Here is a 13166-nt window from a genome sequence, read left to right on the forward strand (position 1 = left end):
GCAACTCTGTGTAATTTGAAAAAGTCGCAGGTTATTGGGGAACGTCATAAAGGTTGGCCTGAATTGGGATTCAACCAACCCATCAAAAATGACAAAGGCCGGAAAAATCAATCTGTTATGATTTTTCCGGCCTTTGTCATTAAATCTACCAACTTCAACGCTTTTAAACACCTAAAACGTTAGAAAGATTCACAAGTCTTGGCCAGGAAATCTGCGTATCAAATTAGACGCTAGTCGTACTAATGTACACATAACCGCCAAACTCCACTTAACGACTTGGACAACCAGCTTAACCAACCTTCGCCGCTCACTAGCTGGACGTGTATCCAACGAAGCTAGCTTTGTTGTTGCATTTGCTATTTTCCCTCCGGCAACCAGTGAAAACAATAGAAAATACAACCATTTAAAATGCCTATTGCGTAAATCGCTTTTGACTTTGGAAACCAAACCCTCCTGGATTGAACGCGACCTTACTAGCGTAGGAACAATGCATTCGCTTGCCAAAGCCACCGTCTGAAGAGCAATCGACTCATTGACAAAGCCTTTAGGTGGCTCAGGAAATGATCGGCAAAAATTGGCAGGCGCTCGTTCGCAAACAGTGGAAGACTTTGAGTACTGCCTGGAGGTGAAGCTTAATTGTCTAACGGGGCACTTTAACTCATTGTAGGCTCTAATCTCCCCCCGGATTTTTAAAGCATCCTTCGAATTAACTCCATTTAAAAACGGGAAATAAATGTCCGAAGTTTCTTTTGGCCCAAATTCAACAAATATCACGGGGTCAGAATAAATATAATCGGTAAGCGTTTGCTGAACATTGGATGCCCATGCGCACGAATCAGAATCCGTTATATCTTTCTCAATACAGAAGCGATGATAATCTCTAAGCTGTCTTGCCAGGTAGGCACTAGCTTGCTTGCTGAATTCACTTTCCATTGCCAAATCTTGATTGTGTTTATTGACGCTCGAATCAGCAATAAAAAAGAGGCCGGCCGCTATGGCTGAACAATACCAAAGATGGTCATACACGTTTCGAAACTTATCACTCAGGGAAAAAGAGTCATAAATGATTACAGTAATACACCACCCAGTTATCAGTCCGACAATAAGTAACGGAAGATAGCCAAATGCTTCACCCATGACCCCGGCACCACTTATAGTAAACTCCTCTGGCGCAAAATTTATACTTGGCCACCAACCGATCAGATTAAGAATGCCAGGAAGCATCAAAATGCCTAACGAAAATATGGCTCCCTTCCTTCTATTCAGAACGTATCCCGCCGAAAGAGCTAACGGCAGTAATACGAAAACGAAATAGGCGGTCATAAAAAATGCAGGAACAAGTGCAGCTTGAGCAGGAGACCAATAACTTTCAACAATCTTGCCGGAGCCATCAAACTCAAGAAAATTTGATGAAGATAATCCATATCCCTCTAGTGATTGCTGGATGTTATAAGCGGCCCCGTAGAACATCTGAATATACGGCTTGATAAACTCATTGATCACTATATACACTCAACTTACCTTGACTTTCTAATGAATCCAAAATAATTCTAACTTCCCGAATCATTCGGCTTTTAAACGGTGATTTCGCAATTTTCTTGGATTCAGCAGGATGGCAGCGTAAGGCTTTTTTCCCGCTTCCGCAGGCACATTTTTCATGAGGCCTGTAACCGTCTACTAACAAACCAATCACGCCGCGCAGTACAGAGTTCACATTTTTTGTATTGAAGAGGTCTAGGTAGTACTCCAAATAGCCTTTTGCACCGTGACTCCTCTCTCCATACGGCATTTCTTGAAACTTTTCCCAATAACAATAACTGTACAAGTACGGGATCAGCAGGTTATCGACAAAACCAAGAAGGCTTGGGTCATTACTAAGCACTTCATTAATATCCAGCGGAAGTGCAAGACAGAAACTTCCATCAATGTTGACATGAGTAAAATCCTTGTTTATTCGACACCCAGCCTCCCAAACCACTGGATGCGCGTCAGGAAACTCATGGGGAATAAACATCTCAACATCGAATACGTCGGAAATTTCGCGGCCTCCAAATGAGGCCTCAAAAGCCACTGATCCGGAGACAGTTACACCAAACTTTGACTGATTCGTCTCGCTCAAACCTGGGTAAAATTGAATCAGCTCTTGAATCTGCTCCTGAAGCAACCTAACCGTTCCTCCAGGGTTTTGGGGCTGCCGATATGCTCACATTCCTTACTGGTGGAGGAACCACTTTTGGTGTGCTATTGGGTAGGTATTTGTTAGCAATTGCATTATCAAAGAGACCTTCCATTTTCTCCTTAAAAACCGCATCACCAAATGTGGCTGCACTAACAAAGTCCTCTTTAAGCATTTCTACCCATTGAAAAAAGGCTTTTGCCCTGGCATTGCCATCTTCATGCCATCTGTCAGCAAAATTCTCATCGGGGTTAACAGGATTTCCGATATACCAGGTTCCGTCAGGCAATCTGTGGATGATCTTTTGGTTGAAAAAATTTGCACTTACTTCTCGTCCATGCAGTAAAGGAACATGAGCATCAAGGCTTAATATGATATTTTGCAAGGCCTGAAAAACATCACTTTCATTTCGGTAAAGATGTGCTGCGATCGTTGTAATGATCATTGAGATTGGTGCGCATTTCCAGTTAGCTCGATCGCTAAACCTTACATCCCTATGTCGCTTTAGTAGCTGTATTGCACGTTGCAACGGCGTCCTTACCAGAAGATCGGGCACATCTTCAATAGAGGCATAAGTATCTTGAAAATTTAATGAAATAGACCGCTTCTGACGCAGCGCATCGCGTTCGAATGCTACTCGGTTTCGATGCTTGAACCATTCCGCATACCCTTTTGGGTCGCTGGAACACCATTCGTACCCATCGTCGATCTTGCTGGTAATTGAAATCGTTGTTTGAGACACACCCGTCAGGGACAGCACAGATGGAAGCACATCCATATGAAAACCGACACCATCTTGTTCTGCATAGTTCAATGTCCAACACCGCTTACCCTCTTTATCCAGCATCTGCCGATAACGCTCGTGTTCTTTTAATCTGTTACCCACCAGATGTTTGGTCTCTTCTGCATCAGAAGATGTAACTGCAGCGCCTAATTCACAAACAAGGTCTATATCGTAGTCCTGATCTTTATGGTCCTTATAGGGGCGAATCACCGTGCCAAGCCGGAAAGAACCTTGCGGGTATATGCACACCCCTTCAATCTGACCATTATATTCTCCACTTTCCAACCAAGTGCCGACCGCTTCATATCGAGAAACAGCCTGCTTATATTTACTTGGTGGTATATCAAGTGCTTCTGCCGCTTTTTCCAAGAAAATACTGTACTGCTTACTCATCAAAACCATCCTCCAAACCAATGTCGACAGCCTTAATGAAGCCATCACGTTTTTTACTCTGATCATAAATACGAAGTGAAAGATCGGCCTTCGGCATATGAACTCGTCCGAACTCAATTGCGGCAGAAACCGGCATCGCTGGAAATACATGGAGAACTTTCCGATCACCAGCAAGCCTTTTAATCTGATCGAGAACAACTCGGATCTTCTCGCGCAACATAATTAGCTGAGCTTCAGTGCGTATCAGATCACGATGAGGAGAGTCAACAGTCAATGTCCAGATGGAAACATCATCACCAAGGACACGATAAATTCGATCATTGTTGATTGAGGCACTTAGCGATAGGTTAATCGCTATTTTTTCACCTGGGTTTTTCGGCACTTCAAGGATAAAGTGCAATTCAGACTCATTATTCTGCCATTTCCATGTTTGTGGCTCTCGGTGCCTTTGGAATACTCTTATTTCTGGAATATCGGTAAGGAGCGATCCTAGTTTCATCAGCAGTGGCTGTGGGGCAAGGCCAAAAATGGACAAGTGCGATATAGCTCCGGAAGTGATCCCTGGCTTTACCTTTTCGTTAAAGGCTTTCGCAAGGTGTTTGCTTTCCAAGTCCCAATAGAAGTCGTCGTGATCCTGAAAATTGCTGTTTTTTAAACTGATTTCCAATGGTAGGTTACTTACTGGATAGTAATCAGGAATCATAGCCGCCGCTGTATTTTCAAAACGCAGTACAGCGCCTTGATCACCAATATTGGCGCCATATAAGAGTAGGTGAGATTTCATGTTTTGCTCAACCGAAGTCACCAACTCAACTCGATGCTCATGTTGCCTTTTCATACCCTGGAGCAACTGAACAGAGAACGTGTCCCCATCTAAATCATCATCAATCAGCTTGTGGCAGCCATGACAAACAAGCATCAGGTTGTCGATACTATTGATATCTTCCTCTGCGATGCCTTCATTTCCTCGTGGCCCATCATCGCTGAATGACCAAATATGTGCTTTCTGTGCAATGTTTGCTTGCAGATTGGTTGCTTCGTTTTTCCAAAGCGGCTTATTACAACCGCGAAACTGGCAACGGCCAGCCGCAACACCCCAAAGCATGTTTTGCACCTGTGGCTTAATGTTTCTGGCTGGCTTAGCTCTCATAATCACACCTCAACCAAGCTTACCTAATACCGGTAACGAGCGTGGTGTTGCGGCATCGCACAGCAAGTGGCTAACGTAGGCACATCCGGCAATCAACCCCAGACCTCTGAGGCATTTCTGTACCCCGTCATCAGGATGCCAGTCATACATTTGCTTTAGCCCAAACCCCAAGGTTGTCAAAACCAATATGCTGTGGCAGAACTGACGATGATGTGGGTTGCCGAGTGAAGGTTCCAGAATATCTGGAACCTTTCCGAATAGGGCTCCCAACGCTATGCCAGTACCTGGATGGTGACTTACTTTGTGTTTTTTCTGATCCGCAAGCGCAACGGTTAAGCCAACCGCTGCACCCACGGCCAAATGCGTCTTACCACTGGCCATTATTTTTTCTCCTTACGGACACCTTTAAATGGTGTTTTGTCAGTCGTTTTAACATCCATAAAGCGGCCAGTATCAGCATCACGCTTTACCCAGTGGCCACTGGGAGTCTGAGTTTGAGAGCGATCACGAACTGCACCATTGCGGTGGCCATCGCCTTTGGGTGGATTTGTTGCCATTTTTCTTCTCCTAAAATATAAACATACAAAAAGTTCAATACACAGAACCTAATATATGGCCCTTAAATTATCTTTTCAAGCATTTTTTGTATGTCTATAATGAACTTTTAAGATTTAGCCTAAGGAGACAATTCTGTGGCCAACCTATTAGGAGCAAAAATCAAAGAGCTCCGCAAGAAAAAAGGCCTTACATTAGAACAACTTGCGGAAAAAATCGGGTCCGGCAAGAGCTACATTTGGGAGATTGAAAACAAGGGGGTAAAACGCCCGTCAGCAGAGAAACTTACCCTGATTGCTAAAGCATTAGATGTAACAACAGAGTTTCTTGTCGATAATTCACAGGCTGAAATCACCGAGGATCAGGAAAAAGAGGTCTTTTTCCGCAAACTGGGTGGATTGGATAAAGGTGACCGAGACAAGATCATGGATATGATAGATGCCTGGAGCAAGAAATAATGTCTGAAGAGAAGCGCCCCCTGAAAGAAGCTAATAGGCTTACCAAGCTTTTAGACATGGGCCTTTCTGATTCTGATCGCTTTCCTGTTGATGTGAAAAGGGTTGCGCTGGAGTTAACCCCCTCATTTAATCCAGACCCAATAACTGAAGTTCAAGGTGGCAGCATCGGAAAAATTGATGGCGTACTCGCTCGGCATGAAACCAAGAATGAATGGGCAATTTTCTATAATACCGATGTTGAACATCAAGGTAGACAAAACTTCACCTTGGCGCACGAGCTAGGACACTATATGGTTCATCGGCACAACCGAGCGTCAGGACGCTTCGAATGTGGTGAGAACGACATGCTAGGCAAAGATCAAACAACCGTTGATATTGAGGCTGAAGCAAATGCATTTGCCGCCTCTTTATTAATGCCCGCACACGATTTCCGAAAACAGGCAGACAATCAACCCTTCTGCTTTGACCTAATGTCTCATTGCGCAGATCGATACGGAGTGTCATTAACTGCTGCAGTACTAAGATGGCTGGAGTTTACAAAAAAGAGAGCCATTGCATTGCTATCAGAAGAAGGCTTTATGCATTGGTCAAAATCGAGCAATAAAGCCTACAAGTCGGGCAGGTACTTCCCAACGAGGAAAAGATGTATTGAAATTCCAGAAAACTCAGCCGCTGCCAGGGAGTGCTATGACCCAAACGCTAGGAATGGGTTACAGCACGGTCCTGGAATATGGTTCTCTGATGAAGAGGTCATTGAGCACAGCATCTACTCCGAGGAATATGGAAAAACGTTAACGGTGTTGATCCTTAGTGACACTGTGGTTTACACAACAAAAAGCGAAGATAACGAAGAGGAAGCCCTGCTCACGGATACCTATTCAAACTTCATTAAGAATGGGCAACTTCCTTATAAAGGATTTAGATTGCTGAGCGACAGGAAAAAGCTGCCACCCAAGTAGCATGAAAAATCTATGTAACTAACTTCAAACTTGGCCGAGGTCTTTGAGTCCGATCTACTTGAGAGTTGCCGCTCAAAGCATTCAACATTAAGCCAAAGGTAAGCTCATCCAGCTCTTCCGGCTGAACCAGCAGCTCCCTAGCAACATCACTTTTTGATATGCCGTCTTCACGAAGGCTAGCAAATACCTTTTTGAGTACTTGCGATGTTTCAAAAGGTGAAGGTTCCGGCTCGTGATCCCGTCCTAATTTGGCCAAATCAATACATAGCGTTCGATAGGTCCAGTCGGTTGTCAGGTTGAGCGAGTGTAGCCGGTAGTTAAGTGCAGCAGCAGACACATTCCAGTACTTTTTATGGGAGATGAGGCTTTTTAAAGTCGCCGATCTCGGCGCATTGGCCAGAACACTCCTCCGCGGCATCAAAAAGGCCGACGCGAAGGCATTCGCTTCTTTTTCCGCTTCTTGTCCTTGGGGAGCACCGTGACGATGCATAACCAAATGACCGAGTTCATGTGCCGCATCAAAACGGCAACGTTCCGCTGTTTTCTTGGTATTGAGAAATACAAAAGGAATGTCGCCATACCACATGGAAAAGGCGTCAACTTCCCTGGCATCAACAGATAGCGAGAAGACACGCACACCCTTAGCCTCAAGCAATGCGATCATGTTTTTGATTGGAAGCTCACCTAAATCCCAGTAGCGGCGAAGCATTTCGGCGGCCGCTTCCGGGTCATTGCCATGACTCCCGCTTGGGTATTGGTCTCCTTCAGACGATTGCTGTCCTTTATCCGTTTTTGACCTTTTATCCAAAGAGATTCTGTAATCCTCTGGAAAATCTGGCGCAGGCAAATCAAATTTGTTTTCGATCCATTGGTTCAAAAGTAACGCAACAGATCCAGCAGAAAGCGCGATGTCTCTTTGGGCAGCTGTCATTTTGGTAAGCGCACGAAAGCTAGCCACCTCAACGGGTAGCTCTTCTACGTCATCAGCAAAGAAAAATTCGATCGGAAAACGGAGTGCGCTCGCGATCTTTTCAATAGTCTGGCTTTCAGGCACGGTTTGACCGCTCTCATAAGCAGTAATCGACCGATCTGTTACACCCACTTCTTTCGCCAATGCCCGCTTTGTTAGCCCTCGGCGCTTTCGCGCGAGAGCAAAACGAGTATTGTTAAACATGTTATGCCTTCTTCTTGATAGGTACTTCTATATCTGGCAAATCAGGTGCTTGAATTTCGATTGAGTCATCATTCAACGGCATGCTCGGTAAAATAATGCGTTCTTTCCAGCCATTGATCTTGCCATTAGATATACTGGATGGCAGTGAGAGCTCGCAACGCACCTCATCAGTAGCCAAATGCATCAGCAATACCCACGTTGTAAGGCCTTGAATATCTTCAATTGCAGGTAATAGCTCACTGAACATGTCCAGCTGATTGTTGGTCTCAACGGCTTCAGCCGTATTTACACCCTTAGGGCACTTATTTGAAGGCATCGCCCCGATCATGCCGGTTGCTTCATCGCCAGTAGTAACGACAATGGCCAAACCTGCTTTCTGATTCACAGAGAGTTCGTAGTTGCCTTTATCCTCTTTAATCCAACCATGGGATATAAGCTGCTCTCTCAAAACTGCAACGACTTCTGCCCACATGATGATCCCACGAGCGATTCGAGGGTGATTACTCGTGGTGCGAGACCGTGCAAGGTAACCTTGCCATACGGACTCTGTGAGTGCAGTCATCGGAATACCCAGCTGGGATAACCGATCTAGGGCATTTTCTTCAGTGTGTAGTTGATCGTTCATTCAGCTGTCTCCGGGATAAAGCTTCAGTCTTCCGGTTTTTATACCTCAAATGAGGAAAAAAAACAAGAAGAGACTCCAGCCCCCCCCTGAATCTACTGGTAGATTACCCGGCTCCCACCTGTAACACCCTGTATGCGGTCTGAATGGCATTCTTCAACACCCACTTGGGCAAGCCGGTTTCCTCCTTTAGCACCCGATACGCCTCTTTGCGGGACTGGATGTGGTCCGCATAGCGTTCCTTAGTAAAGAACTTGAGTGCGGCAGCTTGGGCGCGGTAGCGATTCACTAAGGCGGTCTGGGATCGGTAGGCCTGATAGCACTCAACAATTCGCCGAACTAGACTGGGGAAGCGGTATTCAAGATATCCCGGTGATACCTGCGCAAATCTTGCCGCCTGCTTCAAACTTGGCGGTATTTGCTGCCCCTCCAGATAGAGAACTAGCTTCTGGTATACATACTTGTGATTACGCACGGTCTTCTTGCGGCGCCTCAGGTGCTCGGGTAAGGACTTTAGTTCAGGAGCGCTATACGGCAGCGGGTAGGCTGTGCTGGAGCAGGTTAGTAAATCGTAAAGTGACATATTCATCAGGTAAGCCAACCGCCGGAGGCTAATCAGGCGGCAATTGTCTCTCCAATTGCGCCTACACTCGTAGAGCAGTTCTCGTAGCTCACCAGTAATATGTGAGTTCCTCCTTCCGTGGTCAGCCGATACGGCCATTGAGTGGATAAACGAACGTGCTTCCAACCATCCACTGACTGTCATTCCTGGCCTTGCAGCCTTTTCAAAAATTTCCAGTACGTCATGCGAGGGGCATTCCCATGATGGCTGAATATCTTTTGTTGAGAGAGGTGTCCGTCGATTGAACAGCGGCTCACCACATTCAGCACAATAGCCAACGGGATGCTTTGCCTTGAGGGAATGCTGTTTGCTTCCGCAAAATTCACAGCACTCGCTTAAACGCACCCGATGAACCGGGCAATGACCAACCGCTGTCATATGCCATAGCTGCTTGAAGTAAAGTGGCGCATCAATACGCGCCATTTCGGCCAAGCATTCAGGGCACCAACGAAAGGTCCCAATCTCTGTGCTGATGCAGTACACCTGACTGTCTAGAAAGCGCAGGGGCTCGCAGCTCATATCGTGCCCCGTAAACTCTGCGAGACGATCGCGCAGCTCCCTCGTAAACTGATTTACCCTCGCCAGGGTAGCTATGCCATGCTTACCGGCAATGCATCTTGGTCTAGTCTTCTGGCTACACCCACCCAGTTCATGAATCACCTGGAGCAGCACTCCACCCGAAGCACCATGAGCGTAGGCGCTGCGAAGCAGGTATGACGGCAGCGACTCGACTTCCACAGTGCTCTGGCCCTGCATGGGAATCGGAAACAGCTTCCACGTAGGCATGATGCGGCCTCCTTACAGCCGATTTCCAGCATCGTAGCGCTTCGGTTTTCGTTGAAATGGCTTCCCGGAAACTTTGCCCCTCGCGATCGCGGTTTGGGTCATAACCACTTCTTCAAGAACCATACAAGGCTCACTCCCAAGCAGTCGCTCGCCATCCCAGATCTCCATTGCTGCTGTAACAAGTTGATTTGGGGATTTCAGTCCTCGCTGGATATGGGACAAGTTGATTTTTTTGTGTTCTAGCGCAGCATAAACTGAAGCTCGGTACAAAATTGCCCTGACAGATCCTATGCAGCCAAAGCTTCCTTTGTAGAGTATCTCCGCGCAATTTCTTAATGACCCTAGCGGTGCGGCAAGGTCCAGATTGGAGCCATAGTTATCCAGTATCCAGATAAACTCCTTCAGATCATCATCAGTATTGCGATATCTCGCTAAATGCACATCATGTTTACGATTTTCGAGATGTCCCGAATAATTTATTGACTGCAATACTGGGTAAGTTCCACAAATAACAAGGACGACACTGGCTTTTTTGGCAAGATTTTTTATTGCATCCATTACACCAGAAGCTGCTAAGACATCTTTCCCGGCATACCGAACATGCTGAGCCTCGTCCAACACCCAAAACAAGGTATTCATATTTTTAAGCGGTTCAACCAGCGCCTGAGCAAGCACCACTTCTGTTGCACGTTCGCTCCTTTTACTCTTTGTGAAATCTGACCAACCCCCAGAATTTCTTGTTGAATAAATCGGATGTTGAATTAGTTCTAGCATGTCCAGCAGAAATGCTTTGTAGCTAAATGCTGCCTTGCCACCATTATTGGCTATTTCAAGCAGCACAAATGGCATCTCATTCTGGTTCTGCTTGGGGTTGCCGCAGATCGCATTTCTTAGCTCTAGGAGCATCGACGACTTTCCTGCGCGAGACGGCCCATAGATACAAATAACTTCGCCAGGCATCGCTGTCGTCATTAGTATGTAGGCTTCAGCCAACGCCTGCTTCCAGTTTCGATGGGGAATTTTAAAGTTGAGGTTCGTCACGCGGGTAATATCGATGTTATTCAATTCATCCATGATCAGGCACTCCATTGCTGAATGTTGATGGGGCGCACTGTGGCGTTGGCTAATTGGCTGAATAGACTTTCGGTGTTATCCGGCTCACCCTCGGGAATGGGCACCTCCAGCACTGGGGTGGTTTTGGTCTGCTCCTTGAACTCATCCAGTTCGCGAATCTTTCTGGCCAACTCCAAGTCATGTTGCTCACTGATTTTTTCTCTGAGGCCAAACGTCTCATGCTTGATCATGCCTTCCACAAGCTGGTGAACTGCACATTTGGCCGAATATGCGTTGATACCGGAGCTATAGCAGGGCTCCCATTTATCCTCTACCCGCGCAAAAATCAGGTTGGGATTCTCCGGGTCGAGCCGTACATCCACCTTTTTCTTGCGACCATTCAGCTTGCGTAGTGCCGGGGTGTAGTACCAGGTGTTTTTTATGTTGATGCCGCGCTGGTAGCTAAAGCTGTACTTCTTAGTTTCCACCGCAGTCACGGTGATGAACTCAGCATCGTAGTTAATGGATTTGGCATAGAAGGGATACAGCTCGGCCCCCTCCGTAAAGGCGACTTCGATTGAATTGGCTCCCGTTCCCCGGCATTTGTTTTCGCGCCATTCACAAAATGCCCAAAGCTCCTGATAGAAATCCACCGGTTGGAGTATCGCGGCCTTCTTCGGTGCCTTGCTGCCATCGACGGAGCGCACTTCTTTGTAGTCCGCCAAGTTGCCGGGGCGCTGGCATAACCACTGCTTCACAAACTCACCAAAGAAACCCTCCATTTCCCCTCCAAATTGTGGGTATCCAGACGGGCGCAGGCTGAGTATCAAGCCGTAATGGGCCATGAAAGATGCCAGGTACACCGACTTAAAGTCTGGACCTCGGTCTACGATGATTTCTCTCGGCAGTTTGCCGTGTCTGCGCACACAATCACGCATTACCTTGGCTACAGACCGACGCGATGGAGAGCTGAACGAGATGGATAACCCCAGAATTTTGGACGTGGCAAGATCCACCATGGCCGTTACCCAAGGGCGCTCTACATAAACCTCACCCGTACGGGTAAACACCACGAGATAAATATCGGCAAGGTAGTGGTCAATTGCCGCCCTTTGCCAGGGAATACTGGCCTTTAACCCGCGCTTTTCTGGGTCAGTTGGTGCACCCATCGCATTGCGTTTGCGCTTACCACCTCTGGCTTCGCCAATCACTTCACCGGGGATCTGCTCAAGACGGGTCGTAAAGGTATGGCGCGAGACAGGTCGAAACTGCGGGTGAGTATCCAGCGCCAGAGATTTGTAGCGCATGTACCCCCGATAAATAGACAAGCCCTGCTCGTGAATGTAAGTGCTCAGCAGGAACTCCATTAAGAGCTCATCGACGACTGCTGGAATCTTACGATTACAGTTCCCGCGAAGATGTATCATCGGGATCAGCGATTGAAATTCAGTCAGGTTATTCTCCTGCCCGATTCTGAGTTGATGCTTCCAGCGGCGGATACTTCGACTAGAGCGCTCGGATTTTATTTTGTCCAACCTGGTGATAGCTTTCTCAGCGGCCTCTAAGGTCGGTATCAGCGTTAAGTCACTGTGCTCAGACAATCCATCCCAGTACACCCGTTGCTTGTTACGCAGCTCGATAGCGTGGTCAAGCAGGTCTTCATTCAAAGAAACCAGACAGTTTCTGGCATCGGCTAGCCGGTGCTGCTTGAGATCAGCGGCCAACAGCCCTCGTTCGATGGCGTGGATGAGCGGGGTCATATCTTTGAGCTTTAACTTTACCCTTAGATCATGAAGCGTCATCGCAAATGCATTGTGCATTAGCTTGGTTAATCGCTCCTCATCCAGAACCAACTCGGCTTCGTGCTTTCTGGACAGGAGCAACTGATCCAGATTCTCAACCAGAAATCGATCCTCCTGGCGGTACACATACACCACATGCTCAAGATCCATTTCGGCAAAGGCTTTCCGTGCTGGCTCAAACACAATTTCACCCGACTCATAGCGTTTCCAGTCTTCTGCTTTGCTGACAAGAAAGTCGTCCACCTCGGTAGAGGCTTTTACCTCAACAACCTTCGGGCCATTTCGGGTGAGGATCAGGGCATCCGGGGTGTAGCCTCCCCAGCGTTTGATGCCGTTCTTGATGGTCTGTTGTATCTGTATTGGATCGGGCTGATCCAGGGCACAAATAACGTCCTCGTCAAACTCGCACAGAATCAAGAAAGAGCGTTCCGGTGAGCGGCTCTCAGTGGAGTAGGTTTTGCCATTGAGTTTTCGGCTGGGCACAAAGGAAACTACATTGCTCTGCGCATAAGCTCCCACCATCCGAGACGGATTGATCCAGCTCTGGCGAATGTAGTCGATGGCAGCCAGCGACAGGTTGTGGCCGCTACGGTAGAGGTAGTCGTGTAATTCATTTTCAGTATGCATAGGTA

13 protein-coding genes are annotated in these 13166 nt (G+C 47.1%); 2 read left to right on the top strand and 11 right to left on the bottom strand.

What is annotated here, in order from left to right; translation table 11 throughout:
- Positions 1 to 189: 189 nt before the first annotated feature.
- From ACQY6I_RS15030 to ACQY6I_RS15055, 6 genes are read right to left on the bottom strand one after another with little or no spacing between them, the layout of a single operon-like run.
- A complete protein-coding gene (locus tag ACQY6I_RS15030) occupies positions 190 to 1512 on the bottom strand; it encodes a hypothetical protein (protein ID WP_428242312.1) in 1323 nt (440 codons plus the stop codon).
- Complete coding sequence (locus tag ACQY6I_RS15035; RefSeq protein ID WP_428242313.1) at positions 1493 to 2164, bottom strand: hypothetical protein; 672 nt, start codon at positions 2162 to 2164, stop codon at positions 1493 to 1495. Before ACQY6I_RS15035 ends, ACQY6I_RS15030 begins: the two co-directional genes overlap by 20 nt.
- A gap of 1 nt (position 2165) precedes the next feature.
- Positions 2166 to 3353, bottom strand: a complete 1188-nt coding sequence (locus tag ACQY6I_RS15040; RefSeq protein ID WP_428242314.1) for a nucleotidyltransferase domain-containing protein — start codon at positions 3351 to 3353, stop codon at positions 2166 to 2168.
- Positions 3346 to 4503: an SAVED domain-containing protein gene (locus tag ACQY6I_RS15045; protein ID WP_428242315.1), complete on the bottom strand. Its 1158-nt coding sequence runs from the start codon at positions 4501 to 4503 to the stop codon at positions 3346 to 3348. Before ACQY6I_RS15045 ends, ACQY6I_RS15040 begins: the two co-directional genes overlap by 8 nt.
- Positions 4504 to 4512: 9 nt before the next feature.
- Positions 4513 to 4884: a metal-dependent hydrolase gene (locus ACQY6I_RS15050; RefSeq protein WP_428242316.1), complete on the bottom strand. Its 372-nt coding sequence runs from the start codon at positions 4882 to 4884 to the stop codon at positions 4513 to 4515.
- The gene (locus tag ACQY6I_RS15055; RefSeq protein WP_011399984.1) at positions 4884 to 5060 is read right to left on the bottom strand and encodes a hypothetical protein; all 177 of its coding nucleotides are present in this window, start codon (positions 5058 to 5060) and stop codon (positions 4884 to 4886) included. Before ACQY6I_RS15055 ends, ACQY6I_RS15050 begins: the two co-directional genes overlap by 1 nt.
- A gap of 135 nt (positions 5061 to 5195) precedes the next feature.
- Between ACQY6I_RS15055 and ACQY6I_RS15060 the strand changes: the two genes are divergently transcribed.
- Positions 5196 to 5516 carry a helix-turn-helix domain-containing protein gene (locus tag ACQY6I_RS15060; protein ID WP_018013692.1) on the top strand — a complete coding sequence of 107 codons (321 nt, stop codon included), beginning with the start codon at positions 5196 to 5198 and terminating at the stop codon, positions 5514 to 5516.
- Positions 5516 to 6475: an ImmA/IrrE family metallo-endopeptidase gene (locus ACQY6I_RS15065; RefSeq protein WP_428242317.1), complete on the top strand. Its 960-nt coding sequence runs from the start codon at positions 5516 to 5518 to the stop codon at positions 6473 to 6475. The genes ACQY6I_RS15060 and ACQY6I_RS15065 overlap by 1 nt, the downstream gene beginning before the upstream one ends.
- Before the next feature lie 10 nt (positions 6476 to 6485).
- On the opposite strand, the gene ACQY6I_RS15070 is transcribed toward ACQY6I_RS15065, so the two are convergent.
- The 5 genes from ACQY6I_RS15070 to ACQY6I_RS15090 form a co-directional block, all read right to left on the bottom strand.
- Positions 6486 to 7649, bottom strand: a complete 1164-nt coding sequence (locus ACQY6I_RS15070; protein WP_428242318.1) for a helix-turn-helix domain-containing protein — start codon at positions 7647 to 7649, stop codon at positions 6486 to 6488.
- Between the two features lies 1 nt (position 7650).
- A complete protein-coding gene (locus ACQY6I_RS15075) occupies positions 7651 to 8274 on the bottom strand; it encodes a hypothetical protein (protein WP_428242319.1) in 624 nt (207 codons plus the stop codon).
- A gap of 103 nt (positions 8275 to 8377) precedes the next feature.
- Positions 8378 to 9679 (bottom strand): TniQ family protein, encoded by a 1302-nt coding sequence (locus ACQY6I_RS15080; protein ID WP_428242320.1) that lies wholly within the window; start codon positions 9677 to 9679, stop codon positions 8378 to 8380.
- Positions 9680 to 9691: 12 nt separating this feature from the next.
- The gene (locus ACQY6I_RS15085; RefSeq protein ID WP_428242321.1) at positions 9692 to 10753 is read right to left on the bottom strand and encodes a TniB family NTP-binding protein; all 1062 of its coding nucleotides are present in this window, start codon (positions 10751 to 10753) and stop codon (positions 9692 to 9694) included.
- Between the two features lie 2 nt (positions 10754 to 10755).
- Positions 10756 to 13161 carry a DDE-type integrase/transposase/recombinase gene (locus ACQY6I_RS15090; protein ID WP_428242322.1) on the bottom strand — a complete coding sequence of 802 codons (2406 nt, stop codon included), beginning with the start codon at positions 13159 to 13161 and terminating at the stop codon, positions 10756 to 10758.
- Positions 13162 to 13166 lie beyond the last annotated feature (5 nt).

Origin of the sequence: Gynuella sp. (assembly GCF_050297175.1) — a bacterium.
In the GTDB taxonomy this organism is placed as follows: domain Bacteria; phylum Pseudomonadota; class Gammaproteobacteria; order Pseudomonadales; family Natronospirillaceae; genus Gynuella.